This is a genomic window from Falsirhodobacter algicola (assembly GCF_018279165.1).
Taxonomy (GTDB): Bacteria; Pseudomonadota; Alphaproteobacteria; order Rhodobacterales; family Rhodobacteraceae; genus Falsirhodobacter; species Falsirhodobacter algicola.
Map to the genome: position 1 here is coordinate 1,532,589 of NZ_CP047289.1, position 15,650 is coordinate 1,548,238.

At 67.6% G+C, this 15,650-nt stretch carries 16 protein-coding genes; 8 read left to right on the top strand and 8 right to left on the bottom strand.

Translation table 11 applies throughout. The features are described 5' to 3' along the window. The first annotated feature begins 7 nt into the window (after window positions 1-7). Window positions 8-1,093 (top strand): cell division protein ZapE, encoded by a 1,086-nt coding sequence (gene zapE, locus GR316_RS07730; protein ID WP_211783381.1) that lies wholly within the window; start codon window positions 8-10, stop codon window positions 1,091-1,093. On the opposite strand, the gene GR316_RS07735 is transcribed toward zapE, so the two are convergent. From GR316_RS07735 to GR316_RS07745, 3 genes are all read right to left on the bottom strand, one after another. After that, window positions 1,090-1,578: an acyl-CoA thioesterase gene (locus tag GR316_RS07735; RefSeq protein WP_249218733.1), complete on the bottom strand. Its 489-nt coding sequence runs from the start codon at window positions 1,576-1,578 to the stop codon at window positions 1,090-1,092. The two genes, zapE and GR316_RS07735, sit on opposite strands and share 4 nt — an antisense overlap. 17 nt (window positions 1,579-1,595) lie before the next feature. Next, window positions 1,596-2,471 carry a phosphoserine phosphatase SerB gene (gene serB, locus GR316_RS07740; RefSeq protein WP_211783382.1) on the bottom strand — a complete coding sequence of 292 codons (876 nt, stop codon included), beginning with the start codon at window positions 2,469-2,471 and terminating at the stop codon, window positions 1,596-1,598. Window positions 2,472-2,569: 98 nt separating this feature from the next. After that, window positions 2,570-4,651 carry a DEAD/DEAH box helicase gene (locus tag GR316_RS07745; RefSeq protein WP_390625191.1) on the bottom strand — a complete coding sequence of 694 codons (2,082 nt, stop codon included), beginning with the start codon at window positions 4,649-4,651 and terminating at the stop codon, window positions 2,570-2,572. A 231-nt stretch (window positions 4,652-4,882) separates the two neighbouring features. Here GR316_RS07745 and GR316_RS07750 point away from each other — a divergent pair, with 231 nt between their 5' ends. From GR316_RS07750 to lpxK, 3 genes are read left to right on the top strand one after another with little or no spacing between them, the layout of a single operon-like run. Beyond that, window positions 4,883-5,128, top strand: a complete 246-nt coding sequence (locus GR316_RS07750) for a DUF4170 domain-containing protein (RefSeq protein ID WP_211783384.1) — start codon at window positions 4,883-4,885, stop codon at window positions 5,126-5,128. 16 nt (window positions 5,129-5,144) lie between these two features. Then, on the top strand, window positions 5,145-6,320 hold the full coding sequence (locus GR316_RS07755) for a 3-deoxy-D-manno-octulosonic acid transferase (protein ID WP_211783385.1): 1,176 nt from the start codon (window positions 5,145-5,147) through the stop codon (window positions 6,318-6,320). Continuing rightward, a complete protein-coding gene (gene lpxK / locus GR316_RS07760; protein WP_211783386.1) occupies window positions 6,320-7,303 on the top strand; it encodes a tetraacyldisaccharide 4'-kinase in 984 nt (327 codons plus the stop codon). The genes GR316_RS07755 and lpxK overlap by 1 nt, the downstream gene beginning before the upstream one ends. On the opposite strand, the gene GR316_RS07765 is transcribed toward lpxK, so the two are convergent. Further along, on the bottom strand, window positions 7,272-7,919 hold the full coding sequence (locus tag GR316_RS07765) for a DsbA family protein (RefSeq protein ID WP_211783387.1): 648 nt from the start codon (window positions 7,917-7,919) through the stop codon (window positions 7,272-7,274). The genes lpxK and GR316_RS07765 overlap by 32 nt on opposite strands. After that, window positions 7,916-8,449 carry a DUF721 domain-containing protein gene (locus tag GR316_RS07770; protein WP_211783388.1) on the bottom strand — a complete coding sequence of 178 codons (534 nt, stop codon included), beginning with the start codon at window positions 8,447-8,449 and terminating at the stop codon, window positions 7,916-7,918. The genes GR316_RS07765 and GR316_RS07770 overlap by 4 nt, the downstream gene beginning before the upstream one ends. Before the next feature lie 85 nt (window positions 8,450-8,534). Between GR316_RS07770 and GR316_RS07775 the strand changes: the two genes are divergently transcribed. Both GR316_RS07775 and GR316_RS07780 read left to right on the top strand, forming a co-directional pair. Continuing rightward, entirely contained in the window at window positions 8,535-9,554 is a 1,020-nt protein-coding gene (locus tag GR316_RS07775) for an A/G-specific adenine glycosylase (RefSeq protein WP_249218734.1), read from the top strand. A 19-nt stretch (window positions 9,555-9,573) separates the two neighbouring features. Then, entirely contained in the window at window positions 9,574-10,713 is a 1,140-nt protein-coding gene (locus tag GR316_RS07780; protein ID WP_211783389.1) for an alkane 1-monooxygenase, read from the top strand. A gap of 81 nt (window positions 10,714-10,794) precedes the next feature. On the opposite strand, the gene GR316_RS07785 is transcribed toward GR316_RS07780, so the two are convergent. Together GR316_RS07785 and GR316_RS07790 are read right to left on the bottom strand one after the other, a co-directional pair. Further along, window positions 10,795-11,895, bottom strand: a complete 1,101-nt coding sequence (locus tag GR316_RS07785; RefSeq protein WP_211783390.1) for a site-specific DNA-methyltransferase — start codon at window positions 11,893-11,895, stop codon at window positions 10,795-10,797. 91 nt (window positions 11,896-11,986) lie between these two features. After that, the gene (locus tag GR316_RS07790; RefSeq protein WP_211783391.1) at window positions 11,987-12,619 is read right to left on the bottom strand and encodes a ribonuclease HII; all 633 of its coding nucleotides are present in this window, start codon (window positions 12,617-12,619) and stop codon (window positions 11,987-11,989) included. A 122-nt stretch (window positions 12,620-12,741) separates the two neighbouring features. Here GR316_RS07790 and GR316_RS07795 point away from each other — a divergent pair, with 122 nt between their 5' ends. Then, on the top strand, window positions 12,742-13,836 hold the full coding sequence (locus GR316_RS07795) for a carboxynorspermidine decarboxylase (RefSeq protein WP_211783392.1): 1,095 nt from the start codon (window positions 12,742-12,744) through the stop codon (window positions 13,834-13,836). A gap of 37 nt (window positions 13,837-13,873) precedes the next feature. After that, the gene (locus GR316_RS07800; protein WP_211783393.1) at window positions 13,874-15,109 is read left to right on the top strand and encodes a saccharopine dehydrogenase family protein; all 1,236 of its coding nucleotides are present in this window, start codon (window positions 13,874-13,876) and stop codon (window positions 15,107-15,109) included. Window positions 15,110-15,142: 33 nt separating this feature from the next. Here GR316_RS07800 and GR316_RS07805 read toward each other — a convergent pair whose 3' ends face one another. Beyond that, window positions 15,143-15,607: an Lrp/AsnC family transcriptional regulator gene (locus GR316_RS07805; RefSeq protein WP_211783394.1), complete on the bottom strand. Its 465-nt coding sequence runs from the start codon at window positions 15,605-15,607 to the stop codon at window positions 15,143-15,145. Window positions 15,608-15,650 lie beyond the last annotated feature (43 nt).

The window sequence follows — 15,650 nt, forward strand, 5'->3', positions numbered from 1 at the left end:
GGGGGCGATGCCGACCCTGAACGACGTCTATGAAGCGCGCATCGCCGCCGGAAGTCTGAAACCGGACGCGGCCCAGCGAGCGGTCCTGCCCGAACTGGAGCGGATCCGCCTCGCGCTGGAGGCGGCGCCCGCCCCGGCCAAACGCGGCTTCCTTTCTCGCTTTTCCCGGCATTCCGCGCCCGATCCGGTGCGGGGCCTCTATCTTTGGGGCGGTGTCGGGCGCGGCAAATCCATGCTGATGGATCTGTTCATCGACGCGGTGGAGATTCCCGCCAAACGGCGCGTCCATTTCCATGCCTTCATGCAGGAGGTGCATCACGGCATGCACGAAGCGCGCAAGCGCGGGGTGGAGGATGCCATCGCCCCCGTCGCCGAGGACATCGCCAGCCGTCTGCGCCTTTTGGCCTTCGACGAGATGCAGATCACCGACATCACCGATGCCATGATCGTCGGCCGCCTGTTCCAAAAGCTGTTCGAGGATGGGGTGACGATCGTCACCACCTCCAACCGCGCGCCGGACGATCTGTACAAGAACGGGCTCAATCGGCAGCTGTTCCTGCCGTTCATCGCGCTGCTGAAGGAACGTCTGGTGGTCACCCCGCTCGACAGTCCGAACGATTACCGGCAGGACCGGCTTCAGGGCAGTCCCGTCTATTTCCACCCCGCCGAAGGGGCCGGGCCGGAACTGGACGCGATCTGGAACGACCTGACCGGAGGCGCCGCCGGAGAGCCGCTCTCCCTGACCGTCAATGGCCGCGATGTGGTGATCCCGCGCTTTGCCAATGGCGTCGGCCGGGCCAGCTTTGCCGACCTATGCGCCCGCCCGCTGGGACCGGCCGATTATCTGGCGCTGGCCGATGCGGTGCGTGTCCTCATCCTAGAGGACATCCCCCGCCTTTCCCGCGCCCGCAACAACGAGGCCAAACGCCTCGTGACCCTGATCGACGCGCTCTACGAGGCGAAGGTGCGCCTGATCGCCAGCGCGGCGGACGAACCGGAGCGCCTCTATTCCGAAGGCGAAGGCGCGTTCGAGTTCGAGCGCACCGCCTCGCGCCTGCGCGAGATGCAGGACGCCGATTGGGGCCAGCATTAGGCGCGGGCCGCAGCCTCGGTCATGCGCAGGGTATGCTCGCGCCGCAGGGCGCGGCGCAGTTCGGCGGCGCGGTGGCGGCGGCGCTCGGTCTCCGTCTCGGGGGTGAAGGCGGGCACCGGGACCGGGCGGCCCCCATCATCCACCGCCACCATCGTGAAATAGCACGAATTGGTGTGCCGCCGGTCGCCGGTGCGGATATTCTCCGCCTCGACCCGGATCCCGACCTCCATCGAGGTGCGCCCGGCATAGTTCACCGCCGCGCGGAACGTCACCAGTTCGCCCACGTTGATCGGCTGTTTGAACACCACCTGATCCACCGACAGCGTGACCGCGTAGTTCTTGGAAAACCGCGAGGCGAGCGAGAACGCCACACGGTCCAACAGCTTCAGCAGATCGCCCCCATGCACCTTGCCGCTGAAATTGGCCATGTCGGGGGTCATCAGTTCCGTCATCTCCAGATGACGGTCGGATCGGATGGCGGTCATGGGCGGTCCCTGCTCAGTCACTCGGTGAATTGATCCACCGAATACCCCTGCAAGTAAAGCAGCGCCGTCAGATCGCCGTGATGGATGCGGATGTCGCATTGCGCGGCCACGGCAGGCTTGGCGTGCAGCGCCACGCCAAGCCCGGCGCGCCACAGCATCCCCAGATCGTTCGCCCCGTCGCCGACGGCGATCGCATCGCCCTCGCTCAGCCCTAGGCGCGCGGTGATCTCCTCCAGCGCCGTCACCTTCGCCTCGCGGCCAAGGATCGGCTCGGCCACGCGGCCGGACAGATGGCCGTCCTCCTCCAGCAGGGTATTCGCCCGGTTCTCGTCAAAGCCGAGATGCGCGGCCACCTGCCCCGTGAACGACGTGAACCCGCCCGAGACGAGCGCCGCATAGGCCCCGTTCGCCCGCATCGTCGCGACCAACGTGCGCCCGCCCGGCATGAAGGTGATCCGTTCGGCGATGACGCGGCCGATGATGGAGGTGGGAAGCCCCGCCAGAAGGCCCACGCGTTCGCGCAGCGCCGCCTCGAAATCCAGCTCGCCATTCATGGCGCGGGCGGTGATATCGGCGACGCGCGCGCCGACGCCCGCCTCCGCGGCCAGTTCGTCGATGCATTCCTGCTGGATCATGGTGCTGTCCATATCGGCCAGCAGCAGCCGCTTGCGCCGGTTCGCCGACGGCACGATGCACAGATCGACGCCCTGCCCCTGCCACTCCTGCCAAACCTCGGTCAGATCGTCCGGGCGCTGCGGCAGATCGAATTCCACCGCGATGCCGGGGTTCAGCCAGCGCAGCGCGCCGCCGTTCCAATTGGCGCGCAGCGCATCGAGGCGCGCGGCATCAAGACCGGCACGGCCGGGATCGGTCAGCAGAATGGCGGTGAACATGGGGCCCCTCGTTTCCAGCATATCCGCGGCTTATGCGATTACGCCGCGATCGGGAAGGCCCGGACGAAAACGGCGGCCCGATGGGCCGCCGCGTTCGATCATTTCTTGCTGGGCGGAGTGAACCGCTTGGAGGTGTCGCGCGCATCCTTGGGCGCGTGGGTCTTGAAGCCCGCCGCCCGAGGTTTGGCACCCGGCTTGCCACCGCCGTGGGATTTGAAGCCCGCCGAACGCGGCTTGCCGTCATCCTTGCCGTGGGTCTTGAATCCGGCCGAACGCGGACGCGGCGCATCTTCGCGCTGCACGCGGTCTTCGGGCGACCAGCGCGGTTTCTTGGTGCGCGGCGCGTCGCCCGCCGGGGCCTCGTCACGGCGATAGGGCGCGCGGGGGGCGCGTTCGGCGCGCGGGGCCTCATCCTCGACGAAGCGCGAGGGCTTCGGCTGATAGGGCGCCTTTTCGCGCGGCGGACGTGCGGGACGATCCTCGCGCGCGGGGCGGTCTGCCCGCGGCGGGCGGGCCGGGCGCTCGGAACGCTCGGGGCGCGGGCCGCGATCTTCGCGGAACGGACGCTCGCCGCGCGGGGTGCGGGGACGCTCGGGGCGTTCGAAGGACGGCTCGCCCTCCATCCGCGCCATGTCGATCCCGTCCTCGACGGTCAGCCCATCACCAAAGCGCGGCGCTGCGGCCTTGGCGATCTGCACGAAGCTGCGGTCCTGCTGGATGCGGATCGCGCCGATGTCGTTCTTGGTGATGCCGCCCGCTTCGCACAGCTTCGGCAGCAGCCAACGCGCTTCGGCCCGGCCGGTATGGCCGACCGTCAGCGAGTACCAGACCGATTCGCCGAACTCGCCCTTGGGGCGCGGTTCGCGCGCCGCCGGGGGGGCGGACACGTCCGTCAGAACCTCGGGCGCCGAACGCCCCTCGCGCCACAGGCGCACGAAGGCCGCAGCGACCGTCTCGGCGCCGAAGCTCTCGATCAGGGTCTGGGCCAAGGGCGTATCGTCGCCGGCCGGAACCAGCGCCGGGTGGGTCAGGATGCGCTCGTCATCCTTGGCCTGCACCTCTTCGGCCGAGGGGGGCGCACCCCATTCGGCCACCAGTTTGGCACCTTGCAGCAGACGCTGCGCCTTGCGGAACTCCGCCTGCGGCACGATCAGCGCCGAGACGCCCTTCGCCCCGGCCCGGCCCGTCCGGCCCGAACGGTGCAGCAGCGTTTCCGAGTTCGAGGGCAGGTCGGCATGGATCACCAGTTCCAGCCCCGGAAGGTCGATCCCGCGCGCGGCGACGTCGGTCGCGATGCAGACACGGGCACGCCCGTCCCGCAGCGACTGAAGCGCGTGGGTACGTTCCTGCTGGCTCAACTCGCCCGACAGCGCGACGACTTGGAAACCGCGATTGCCCATGCGGGCCATCAGGTTGTTCACGTTCGCACGCGTCTTGCAGAAGACGATCGCCGTCTGCGATTCATAGAAGCGCAGGGTGTTGAAGATCGCATTCTCCTTGTCGCGCGAGGCGACGGAGAAGGCGCGGTATTCGATGTCGCTGTGCTGCTTCTGCTCGCCGGCCGTCTGGATGCGCAGGGCATCGTTCTGGAAATCTTCGGCAAGGGCCGCGATCTCGCGCGGGACGGTGGCCGAGAACATCAGCGTGCGGCGATCTTCGGGAGCCGCCTCGAGGATGAACTCCAGATCGTCGCGGAAGCCGAGGTCCAGCATCTCGTCGGCCTCGTCGAGGACGGCGGCGCGCAGGCCCGACAGATCCAGCGATCCGCGTTCGATATGGTCGCGCAGACGGCCGGGCGTGCCGACGACGATATGCGCGCCGCGGTCCAGCGCCCGCTTCTCGGTCCGGTAATCCATACCGCCGACGCAGGTGGCGATCACCGCGCCCGCTTCGGCATAGAGCCATTCGAGTTCGCGCGCGACCTGCAGCGCCAGTTCGCGCGTCGGCGCGATGGCGAGCGCCAGCGGCACGTCCGCAAACAGCAGCCGGTCGGCGCCGTTCAGAATCTCGGGGGCGATGGCGAGGCCGAAGGCCACCGTCTTGCCCGAACCCGTCTGCGCCGAAACCAGCGCGTCACGGCCCGCAAGTTCCGGTGCGATCACCGCCTCTTGCACCGCAGTAAGGGTCGAATAGCCCTTGGCATCCAGCGCCGCGGCCAGCGGCGCGGCGATCTGTGTCATATCCGTCATGTAACTTTTCCGCAGGGGGCGGCCATGCCGCCGGTTCACCGGCCTGCCATCCCCGTGGCGGTGGCCCAATTCCACCGCGTCGGACCTTTGGCCGAAGATGGGCTTCTAACGGCACCGCTCGGGAATGTACAGCCCCGATTCCGACCTGCGACGCAGCCCATTCTTGAAGCGACCGGCGCGCTGCGATACCGTCGCGCCACGTCGGCACATCAAGGAGGCATCATGGCGCAACGACTTCACCTCGTGTTCGGGGGCGAGCTGGTCTCCCCGTCCCGCAACGTGTTCCGCGACGTGACGAACATCGACATCGTCGGCATGTTCCCCGACTACGATTCCGCGTTCAAGGCGTGGAAGGCGGCGGCGCAGCGGACGGTAGACGACGCGCATGTCCGCTATTATATCGCGCACATCCATCGGCTGCGCGACGAAGCACAGCCGGCATCGCCCACCGAAGAGCTGGGCGTCTGAACCGATACCGGAGTAAATGGCGTATTCGCTCGGCCTCACGCTCTATACGCTCGCGTCGCGGCGCGAGGCCGCATCCCTGCCCCGCCCCCCGCGCCCCGAGGGGCCGGTGGTGTGGCTGCATGCGCCGGGCGCGGCCAGCGCCCGGACCATGGCCGAACTGGCCCGCCGCATCGACGAGGAACTGGGCCTTGCCGCCGTCCTCTCGGGGATGGAGCCGCCGCCGCATCTGAACGTGCCCCACCAGCCGCTGGGCGGTGACACCCCCGTCGAGGTGGCGGAGTTCCTCGATCATCTTCGCCCCGATCTGGCCGTCTTTGCCGAAGGAGAGGTGCGCCCCGTCCTCGTGGATGCGCTGGCCGCCCGCAAGGTGCCGATGATGATGGTGGAGGCGCGCGCGCCCGTGCTGCCGCCCGGCGGGCGCCGCTGGCCCGGCCTGATGCGCCGCACGCTGGATCGGTTCGCCCATATCCTGACGGTGGACGAGGCGGCGGCCCGCGCCTTCCGCCGCGCCGGCGTGTCGGACCATGTGAAGGTCGCGGGCCGGATGGAGGAACCGCATCTCGTGCTGCCCTGCACCGAGGCCGAGCGCGCCGAGATCACCCGCACCATCGCCGGGCGCCCCGTCTGGCTGGCCGCCGCCCTGCCCGAGGCCGAGGAGGAGGCGGTGATCGCCGCCCACCGCGCCGCCCTGCATCTGTCGCATCGCCTGCTGCTGATCGTCGTTCCCGAAGTGCCCGATCGCGGCCCCGCCCTTGCCCGCCGGATGGAGGATCTGGGCCTTGCCGTGGCCATCCGCGCCCGCGAAGAGGACATCCTGCCCGAAACAGAGGTCTATATCGCCGATAACCCCGAGGAATACGGGCTGTGGTACCGCCTTGCCCCGATCTGCTTTGCGGGCGGCAGCCTGACCGTCGGGGCGATCCGCGATCCGCTGGAGGCCGCGAGCCTCGGTTCGGCCCTGATCCATGGGCCGCGCAGCGGGGCCCATGGCCCGATCTTCGCCCGGCTGCTGGCGCGCAAGGCCACGCTGCCGGTTCCGCATGGGCGTACGCTGGGCGATGCACTGGCGGATCTTCTGTCGCCCGACCGGGTGGCGCGGCTGGCGGGCGAGGCGTGGGATGTCGCCTCGGATGGAAGCGAGGTGACGGACCGCGTCCTCGCGCTCGTCGAACGTCTGATGGAGGAGCGCTGATGCGCACGCCCGGCTTCTGGTTCACCCCGCCCGATGCGCCCGCCCCCGCCGCGCGCCTGCTGGCCCCGCTGGGGGCGGCCTATGCTCGCGCCACGGCGCGGCGTGTCGCGCGCCCCGGCTGGCAGGCCCCGGTGCCCGTCATCTGCATCGGGAACATCAACGCCGGCGGCACCGGCAAGACGCCCACCGCCATCGCGCTGCTGGAGCGGCTTGCCGCGCGGGGACGGTGCGCGCATGTCGTCTCGCGCGGGCATGGCGGGCGGCTCGAAGGGCCGGTGCGGGTGAACGGCCAGCCCGCCGCCCTTGTCGGGGACGAACCGCTGCTGCTCGCGGCCTTTGCGCCGACATGGGTCGCCAAGGACCGGGCCGCCGGGGTGCGCGCGGCCGTGGCGGCGGGGGCGGATGTGGTGGTGCTTGATGATGGGTTCCAGAACCCCTCGGTCCAAAAGGATCTGTCGATCGTGGTGGTGGATGCGGCGCGCGGCTTCGGCAACGGCCGCTGCCTGCCCGCCGGCCCGTTGCGCGAGCCTGTGGCGGCGGGGCTGGCGCGCGCCGATCTTCTGCTGTCGATCGGGCCGGCGGGGTTCGCCGCGCCCCCGGGCCTGCCGCATGTGGCAGGCCGGCTTGCCCCCTTGGCGACGGGGATGGATTGGCGCGGCGCGCGGGTTCTGGCCTTTGCCGGCATCGGCCATCCCGAGAAGTTCTTTGCCACGCTGCGCGATCTGGGCGCGGACATCGCGGGCACGCAGGCGCTGGCCGATCACCAACCGCTGACCGAGGCGCTCTTGGCGCGCCTGAAGCGCCGCGCGGCGGAATGCGGTGCGCAGCTCGTCACGACGGAAAAGGACGCGGTGCGTCTGCCCGCGTCCCTGCGTCAGGATGTCCTGACCCTTCCCGTCCGGCTGATGCTGGACGATCCGGCGCCGCTGGATGCGGCGCTGGACCGGATCCTCAGTTCAGCTCCGCGTCGATCAGCTTCTTGAGATCGTCATAGCTCATGTTCGAATGCTTCTCGCCGTTCACGAACAGGGTCGGCGTGCCTTCGACGCCATCGGCCGCGACGTTCTTTTCGTATTCGGCCACGAGCGCCTGCGCCATCGCGCCGTCCTGCATGCACTGATCGATCGTGGCATCGTCCATGCCCGCGGTCTTGCCGATGCGCTTGAGGTTCTGCACCACGACCGCCGGATCGTTGGACCCTGCCCAGTCGCGCTGCGTGTCATAGAGGATGTCGGCGATCCCGAAATAGCGCATCTCGCCGCCGCAGCGGGCCATCATCGCCGCCCAGAGGCCATAGCGGTCGAAATACACCTCGCGGAAGATGAAGCGCACCTTGCCCGTGTCGATGTAGTCCGTCTTCAGCTTGTCCATGACGTTCTCATGGAAATCGGCGCAGTGCGGGCAGGTGTACGAGCCGTATTCGATGATCGTCACCGGCGCATCCTCCTGCCCCAGCGCCATGTCGGGCACGGTGATGGCCGGCGTTTCGGCGGCGTCGGCGGCCGGGGCGGGGGTGTCCTGCGCGCTGGCGGCGGTGGCGGCGAAGGTGCCCAGTGCGGCGACCAGCGCCAGCGATGCGATCGCATTCTTCATCGTCATGAACCTTTCTTCGTGGACGCCGAGCGCGTCAGGTAATTGCGTGTGAGGTTTTCGAGCGCGGCGCGCAGCCCGTCATCGGCCACGCCCGAGGCGGTGCGCCGGGCATCGGCCTCGGTCGCCGGATCGGGCCGGGGCGGGGCGGCGGGCCGGGATGCGAACTCCGCCTGCCCCTCGGCAAAGCCGGTGGGCGCGGTCTGTGTCAGCGCGATGCGGGAAATAGCGGCATAGCCGTAGCAGGCGTTCACCCGCTCGATCAGGCGGGGCTTTTCCATCTCCACCATCGGGGCATGGGCGGAGCGGACCAGCAGCGTCAGCGTCGCGCCGAACCCGTCGCGCGGATAGGACATCTTCACCGGCCGCGTCAGCCGGGCCAGATCCTCTCCCACGATCTCGGTCCAGCCGGTCAGAAGCCGCGTCACCGCAAAGCCGCGCGATTCCCCTGCGGACCGGATGCGGTCGCGCAGCAGGTTGGACGCGGGCTCGAACCCCCGGAACCGTCTCTGACCGCTGGGAGGCGGGGCTTTGGCCATCTGGCTCCTCATCATGATCGTGCCTATCTTATGGAAGGGCACCGCCCCGGATACCAGACGCAGGCTGCGAAGGATTGCATAAATATTGCGTGACGAAGAACTGAGCGAGCATCTGCTGACCTGGTACGATGCCCATGCCCGCGTGCTGCCATGGCGCATCCCCCCGGGCGGCGGGGCGGCCGATCCCTATCGCATCTGGCTGTCGGAGGTGATGCTGCAGCAGACCACCGTGGCCGCGGTGCAGGGGTATTTCCACCGCTTCACCGCCCGCTGGCCGACCGTGGCCGACCTTGCCGCCGCCGAGGATGCCGACGTGATGGCCGAATGGGCGGGCCTTGGATATTACGCCCGCGCACGCAACCTGCTGGCCTGCGCGCGGGCGGTGATGGCCGATCACGGCGGGCGCTTTCCCGCAACGCGGGACGGGCTCTTGGCGCTGCCGGGGATCGGCCCCTATACCGCCGCTGCCATCGCGGCCATCGCCTTTGGCGAGGCGGCGACGGTGGTCGATGGCAATGTCGAACGGGTGATCGCGCGCCTGCGCCATGTGGAAGATCCGCTGCCTGCGGCCAAACCGCGCATCACCCGGCTTGCCGAGGCGATCACCCCGGCGGACCGGCCGGGCGATTATGCCCAAGCGATCATGGACCTCGGCGCCACCATCTGCACGCCGCGCAATCCCGCCTGCGGCATCTGCCCATGGATGGCCCCCTGCCGCGCCCGCGCCGAGGGGATCGCCGCCACCCTGCCGCGCAAGGCCGCCAAGACTGCCAAACCCCTGCGCGAGGGGGTGATCTGGCTTGCCCGCCGCGCCGACGGGGCATGGCTGGTGGAGGATCGCCCCGCCCGCGGGCTTTTGGGGGGCATGTGGGGCTGGCCCGGCAGCCCGTGGGACGGCGGCGGCGGCGCCGCGCCCTTGACCGCCGATTGGCGCGATCTGGGCGAGGTGCGCCACACCTTCAGCCATTTCCACCTGCGCCTGCAGGTCCTCTTCGCCGAGGTGCCGCAGGGCGCCAACCCCGAACGCGGCCAGTTCCGCACCCTGACGGGCCGGGAACTTCCCACCGTGATGCGCAAGGGCTATGCTCTGGCGACCCTATCCTGAGACCTTGCGGAGGTTGCCGATGAACACCGCCCCCGAAATGGCGCGCCTGCGCCACGCCCTGCCCTTCTGGCTGTCCTTGCTGACCGTGCCGCTTGCCGTGGCGGGGGCGGTCTGGGGCGGCTGGTGGGTGATCGCGCTGCCGCTGTTCGCGTGGGGGCTGTTCGACGTGCTGGACCTGCTGGCCGGCCTCAACACCGCGAATGCCGATCCCGAAACCGGCGAGGAGCATCTGTTCTGGTACCGCCTGATCACGCTGATCTGGTTCCCCATCCAGTTCGCGCTGACCTTCTGGCTGATCTGGTACGTCACGCACGCGCCCCATCTCGGCATGGCCGAGAAGACGGCGCTGTTCTTCGGCATGGGCGTGATTTCCGGCGTGGTCGGCATCGTCTATGCCCATGAACTGCTGCATCAGAAGAGCCGCCTTGAACGGGGGCTGGCGGATCTCTTGCTGGCAAGCGTGCTCTACAGCCATTTCCGATCCGAACATCTGCGCGTTCATCACCTGTGGGTAGCTACGCCGCGCGATCCCGTCTCGGCCCGCTACAACGAAGGGTTTCACCGCTATTTCTGGCGCGTCCTGCGCACCTGCCCCCCATCGGCATGGCGAGCGGAACGGGCGTTTCTGGCCCGTGCCGGTCTGCCCATGACCAGCCGCCGCAATCCCTTCTGGCTCTATGCCGCGCTGCAGGGGGGGATGGTGCTGCTGGCGCTGGCCTTGGGCGGCTGGGAGGGGCTGGCGCTCTTCGTCTGGCAGGCCGCGATCGCCGTCTGGCAGCTGGAGTTGACCAACTATATCGAGCATTACGGCCTGACGCGCCGCCATATGGGCAATGGGCGCTACGAACCCGTCGGCCCGCGCCACAGCTGGAACGCGGCGCATCGGGCCTCGAACTGGCTTTTGATCAACCTGCAGCGCCATTCGGACCATCACTGGAAACCCGACCGCCGCTTTCCCCTGCTGCAAACGCATGACGAGGGCAGCGCCCCGCAGCTTCCCTTCGGCTATCCGTTGATGGCGGCGGTGGCGATGATCCCGCCCGTGTGGCGGCGGGTGATGAACCCCCGCGTGCGCGCATGGCGGCGGCAGTACTATCCCGACATCACCGACTGGAAACCCTACAACACGGGCGCCATGCCCCTGCCGCGCAACAGCTGATCGGGATGCAAAAGGCCCTGCCGGGATCCGGCAGGGCAAGTCGCGCCGCAGGCAGGCAGGCGCTGCGGCGCGGGCATGATGTCAGGCCATCTCCGAACGGATCTGCTGGCGCAGCGTGTCGATCGGGATCAGCTTGCCTTCGCGCTGGATGTGCCAATAGGTCCAGCCATTGCACGACGGCGCGCCTTCCAGCTTGGCCCCGACCTGATGGATCGACCCCTTCACATCCGCAAAGGCCAGCGTGCCGTCGGCGCGCACCCGCGCGCTGTGGCGGTTGCCGGTGGAATAGAGCTGCTCGCCCGGACGCAGCATCCCGCGTTCGACCAAGGTGCCGAAGGGCACCCGCGGTTCGGCCCGGCGCGATCCCGTCACTTCCAGCGCGGCGGCATCCAGCGTGCGGACACGGGCGATCCGCTCGGCGGCGATGGCGCGGTAGGACTCCTCGCGCTCGATGCCGATGAAGTTGCGGCCCAGCATCTTGGCCACGGCACCCGTCGTGCCGGTGCCGAAGAACGGGTCCAGCACCACATCGCCCGGATTGGTCGTCGCCAACAGCACCCGATGCAGCAGCGATTCCGGTTTCTGCGTCGGATGGGCCTTGGCCCCTTCGGCGTCCTTCAGACGCTCGTGCCCGGTGCAGATCGGCAGCGTCCAGTCCGAACGCATCTGCGTGCCCTCGTTCAGGGCCTTCATCGCCTCGTAGTTGAACGTGTATTTCGAATTCTGCGACTTCGACGCCCAGATCAGCGTCTCATGCGCATTGGTCAGACGCTTGCCGCGGAAGTTCGGCATCGGGTTCGATTTGCGCCAGATCACGTCGTTCAGCATCCAGAACCCTTGGTCCTGAAGCGCCGTGCCCAGACGGAAGATGTTGTGATAGCTGCCGATGACCCAGATGGCCCCGTTCGGTTTCAGCACCCGGCGGGCAGCGCGCAGCCATGCGCGCGTGAAACGGTCATAGGCCTGAAACGACGCGAACTGATCCCATTCGTCATCCACCGCATCGACGCGGCTGTTGTCGGGCCGGTGCAATTCACCCCGAAGCTGCAGATTGTACGGCGGATCGGCGAAGATCAGATCGACCGATCCTTCGGGAAGCGCGTTCATCGCCTTGATGCAGTCGCCTGCAAGTATATCGTTCAGCGGCAGCGGTTTCGCTGCCCTGATGCCGGTCTTCGCCATGATGCTGCCTCATGATTCCCGGCTTGGCGCCGGAGGTATTGTGGATAAATCATGGGACAGAATTGGGGGTAACGTCAATTCGATTAATGAATCAGACAGTTACGAATTCAGCTTGATACAAGATGTTGTGGATAGTTTTGAACGAACGCCTATGATGCGGAGTTATCCCCAGATCTTGCAGCGCAGCCTGATGCTGGGCCGTGCCGTAGCCGGCGTTCCGCTCCCACCCATAGCCGGGATGCGCCAGCGCCAGATCGCACATGATGCGGTCGCGCGCCACCTTCGCCACGATCGACGCCGCCGCGATGGAGAGCGAGCGCGCATCCCCCTTCACCAGCGGCACGCAATGGCAGGTCAAATCCCGCACCTTCAGATTGCCGTCCACCAGCACGCAATCGGCCACGCGCGCCAGACCTGCCACCGCGCGGCGCATCGCAAGATGGCTGGCCCAAAGGATGTTCAGCGTGTCGATCTCCTCCACGCTGGCATGGCCGATGCAGACATCGGCCACGGCATGGATCTCTTCGGCCAAGGCGGCGCGGCGGGCGGCCGTCAGCTTCTTGGAATCGTTCAGCCCCTTCGGCACCGGCCCGTGCAGGATCACGGCAGCGGCCGTCACCGGGCCGGCCAGCGGCCCGCGCCCCACCTCGTCCACCCCGGCGATGCAGGAAAACCCTTGCAGCCGGGCGGCGCTCTCATGTTCGAAATCGGGCAGTTGATCCATGCCGCGAGCCATAGCGCCATGTCACGCCCTTGTCACGCGGACCGGCCAATTTGCTTGCACCCGTGCGGTGCCGCCCCTATGTGTGCGCCTTCAATTTCCCTTTGATCCTGCGGGGGGACGCGATGATCCAGACGCCCTACTACCTCATCGACAGCGCCGCGATCACGCGGAACATGAAGGTGATCGAACGTCTGTGCGACGCCTCCGGGGCGAAGGCGCTTCTGGCGCTGAAATGCTTCGCGACATGGCCCGCCTTCGATACGATGCGCCCGCATATGGCCGGGACCACCTCCTCCAGCCTCTATGAGCTGCGCCTCGGCCGCGAGAAGTTCGGCAAGGAGACGCATGCCTATTCCGTCGCATGGAGCGACGGGGAAATCGACGAGGCGGTGGGATACGCCGACAAGATCATCTTCAACACCATTGGCCAGCTCGAGCGGTTCGAGGGGCAGTCGGCCTCCATCGCGCGCGGCCTGCGCCTCAATCCCGGCATCTCCACCTCGGGGTTCGACCTTGCGGACCCGGCGCGGAAATTCTCCCGCCTCGGCGAATGGGATGCGGCGCGGATCGAGACGGTGCTGGACCGCATCTCCGGCTTCATGATCCATTACAACTGCGAGAACGACGATTTCGCGCTGTTCGACCGGCAGCTCACCGATATCGAAGAGCGGTTCGGCCATCTGTTCGACCGGATCGACTGGGTCAGCCTTGGCGGCGGCATCCATTTCACCGGGGCGGATTATCCAGTGGACGCGCTCGCGGCGCGGCTGAAATCCTTTGCCGAGCGGTTCGGCGTGCAGGTCTATCTCGAACCCGGCGAGGCGTCGATCACCGGCACCGCCAGCCTCGAGGTGACGGTGCTCGACATCCTCGACAACGGCAAGAAGCTGGCCATCGTCGACAGTTCGGTCGAGGCGCATATGCTCGATCTGCTGATCTACCGCATTCCGGGCAAGATGCTGACCTCCGGCCCCCACAGCTACCAGATCTGCGGCAAGTCCTGCCTTGCGGGCGACATCTACGGCGATTTCGACTTCCCCGAGCCGCTGAAGGTCGGCGACCGGCTGTCGATCGCGGATGCGGCCGGCTATACCATGGTCAAGAAGAACTGGTTCAACGGCGTGAAGATGCCGTCCATCGTCATCCGCGACCCCGACGGCACCGAGCGGGTCGCGCGCGAGTTCGGCTATGCCGATTACGAGGCCAGCCTCGGCTGACCCCCCTTCCCTCTGTCCTTGAAGGAGACGGTTCGAAGTGAAACGGAACGTGTTGATCATCGGCGCCGGCGGCGTCGCGCAAGTGGTGGCGCATAAATGCGCGCAGAACAACGATCTTCTGGGCGATCTGCACATCGCCAGCCGGACGGTCGCGAAATGCGAGGCCATCCTTGCGTCGGTCAACGAGAAAGGCTCCATGAAAGGGCCGGGCGTGTTCGAGGCCCATGCCGTGGACGCGATGGACAGCGCCGCCGTCGCCGCCCTGATCCGCGAGACGGACGCCGCGATCGTGATCAACGTCGGCTCGGCCTTTGTGAACATGACGGTGCTGGAGGCCTGCATCGAGACGGGGGCCGCCTATCTCGACACCGCGATCCACGAGGATCCGGCCAAGATCTGCGAGACGCCGCCGTGGTACGGCAACTACGAATGGAAACGGCGCGAGCGCTGCGCCGCGGCCGGGGTGACGGCGATCCTCGGCGTCGGCTTCGATCCGGGGGTCGTCAACTCCTACGCCCGGCTTGCGGCGGACGGGATGGACAGCGTCACCAGCATCGACATCGTGGACATCAACGCCGGATCGCACGGGCGCTGGTTCTCCACGAACTTCGACCCGGAGATCAACTTCCGCGAATTCACCGGCACGGTCTATTCGTGGCAGAACGGCGCATGGCAGTCGAACGCCATGTTCGAGGTCGGGCAGGAATTCGATCTGCCGGTGGTGGGCAAGCAGAAGGCCTACATGACCGGCCATGACGAGGTGCATTCCCTGTCGGCCAACTACCCGCAGGCGGATGTGCGCTTCTGGATGGGCTTCGGCGATCACTACATCAACGTCTTCACGGTGCTGAAGAACCTCGGCCTGCTGTCCGAACAGCCGGTAACCACCGCCGAGGGGCTGGAGGTCGTGCCGCTGAAGGTGGTGAAGGCCGTGCTGCCCGATCCGGCCAGCCTCGCCCCCGATTACGTCGGCAAGACCTGCATCGGCGACATCGTGAAAGGCACCCGCGACGGCGCCGAAGTCGAGACGTTCATCTACAACGTCGCCGACCACAAGGACGCCTTCAACGAGACCGGCAGCCAAGGCATCAGCTACACCGCCGGTGTGCCGCCGGTGGCCGCCGCGATCCTCGTGGCCAATGGCACATGGGACGTGGCGCGCATGGTCAATGTCGAAGAGCTGGACCCCAAGCCGTTCCTGACGCTGCTGAACGGCATGGGCCTGCCCACGCGCATCCGCGACGCCGAGGGCGACCGCCCCTTCGAGGGCTGAGCCCCGCCGCCCGCCCCCATCGGGGCGGGCCACCTACAGGGTGGTGTAGGTCTGCTCCACCACCGCCTCCATCGACACATGGCTCGATGTGTTGTGGATATGCGGCAGGACCGAGATCTTCTCGGCCATGATGCGCCGGAAATCGGCCATATCGCGCGAGCGGACCTTCACCAGATAATCGCAGCCCCCCGCGATCATGTAGCATTCCTCCACCTCCGGGACGGCGCGGATCGCCTCGTTGAACTTCTGCAGCGCCTGCTCGCGCGTATCGGCGAGGCTGACCTCCACATAGGTGACATGGGTCAGGCCCAGCTTCAGCGGCGAGAGGATCGCGCGGTAGCCGGTGATCAGGCCCATCTCCTCCATCCGGCGGATGCGGTGGGCGATCGGGGTCTTGGACAGGCCGACCGACCGCGCCAGTTCGGCGATGGGAATGCGCGCGTTCCGTGTCAGTTCGGCAAGGATCTTGCGGTCGTATCCGTCCAGCTTCTCTTCCATCTGAAACAGCCTTCCAAAATGGGCGTTTCGCCTAGCGCAGCGG

Excerpts from the sequence above, each read along its gene's own strand:
- GR316_RS07765 (WP_211783387.1), bottom strand. The coding sequence starts at position 7,919 with ATGACGATGAAGAATGCGATCGCATCGCTGGCGCTGGTCGCCGCACTG.
- GR316_RS07750 (WP_211783384.1), top strand. The coding sequence starts at position 4,883 with ATGGCGCAACGACTTCACCTCGTGTTCGGGGGCGAGCTGGTCTCCCCG.
- serB (WP_211783382.1), bottom strand. The coding sequence starts at position 2,471 with ATGTTCACCGCCATTCTGCTGACCGATCCCGGCCGTGCCGGTCTTGAT.
- GR316_RS07780 (WP_211783389.1), top strand. The coding sequence starts at position 9,574 with ATGAACACCGCCCCCGAAATGGCGCGCCTGCGCCACGCCCTGCCCTTC.
- GR316_RS07790 (WP_211783391.1), bottom strand. The coding sequence starts at position 12,619 with ATGGATCAACTGCCCGATTTCGAACATGAGAGCGCCGCCCGGCTGCAA.
- GR316_RS07785 (WP_211783390.1), bottom strand. The coding sequence starts at position 11,895 with ATGGCGAAGACCGGCATCAGGGCAGCGAAACCGCTGCCGCTGAACGAT.
- GR316_RS07805 (WP_211783394.1), bottom strand. The coding sequence starts at position 15,607 with ATGGAAGAGAAGCTGGACGGATACGACCGCAAGATCCTTGCCGAACTG.
- lpxK (WP_211783386.1), top strand. The coding sequence starts at position 6,320 with ATGCGCACGCCCGGCTTCTGGTTCACCCCGCCCGATGCGCCCGCCCCC.
- GR316_RS07795 (WP_211783392.1), top strand. The coding sequence starts at position 12,742 with ATGATCCAGACGCCCTACTACCTCATCGACAGCGCCGCGATCACGCGG.
- zapE (WP_211783381.1), top strand. The coding sequence starts at position 8 with ATGCCGACCCTGAACGACGTCTATGAAGCGCGCATCGCCGCCGGAAGT.
- GR316_RS07745 (WP_390625191.1), bottom strand. The coding sequence starts at position 4,651 with ATGACACAGATCGCCGCGCCGCTGGCCGCGGCGCTGGATGCCAAGGGC.
- GR316_RS07770 (WP_211783388.1), bottom strand. The coding sequence starts at position 8,449 with ATGGCCAAAGCCCCGCCTCCCAGCGGTCAGAGACGGTTCCGGGGGTTC.
- GR316_RS07735 (WP_249218733.1), bottom strand. The coding sequence starts at position 1,578 with ATGACCGCCATCCGATCCGACCGTCATCTGGAGATGACGGAACTGATG.
- GR316_RS07755 (WP_211783385.1), top strand. The coding sequence starts at position 5,145 with ATGGCGTATTCGCTCGGCCTCACGCTCTATACGCTCGCGTCGCGGCGC.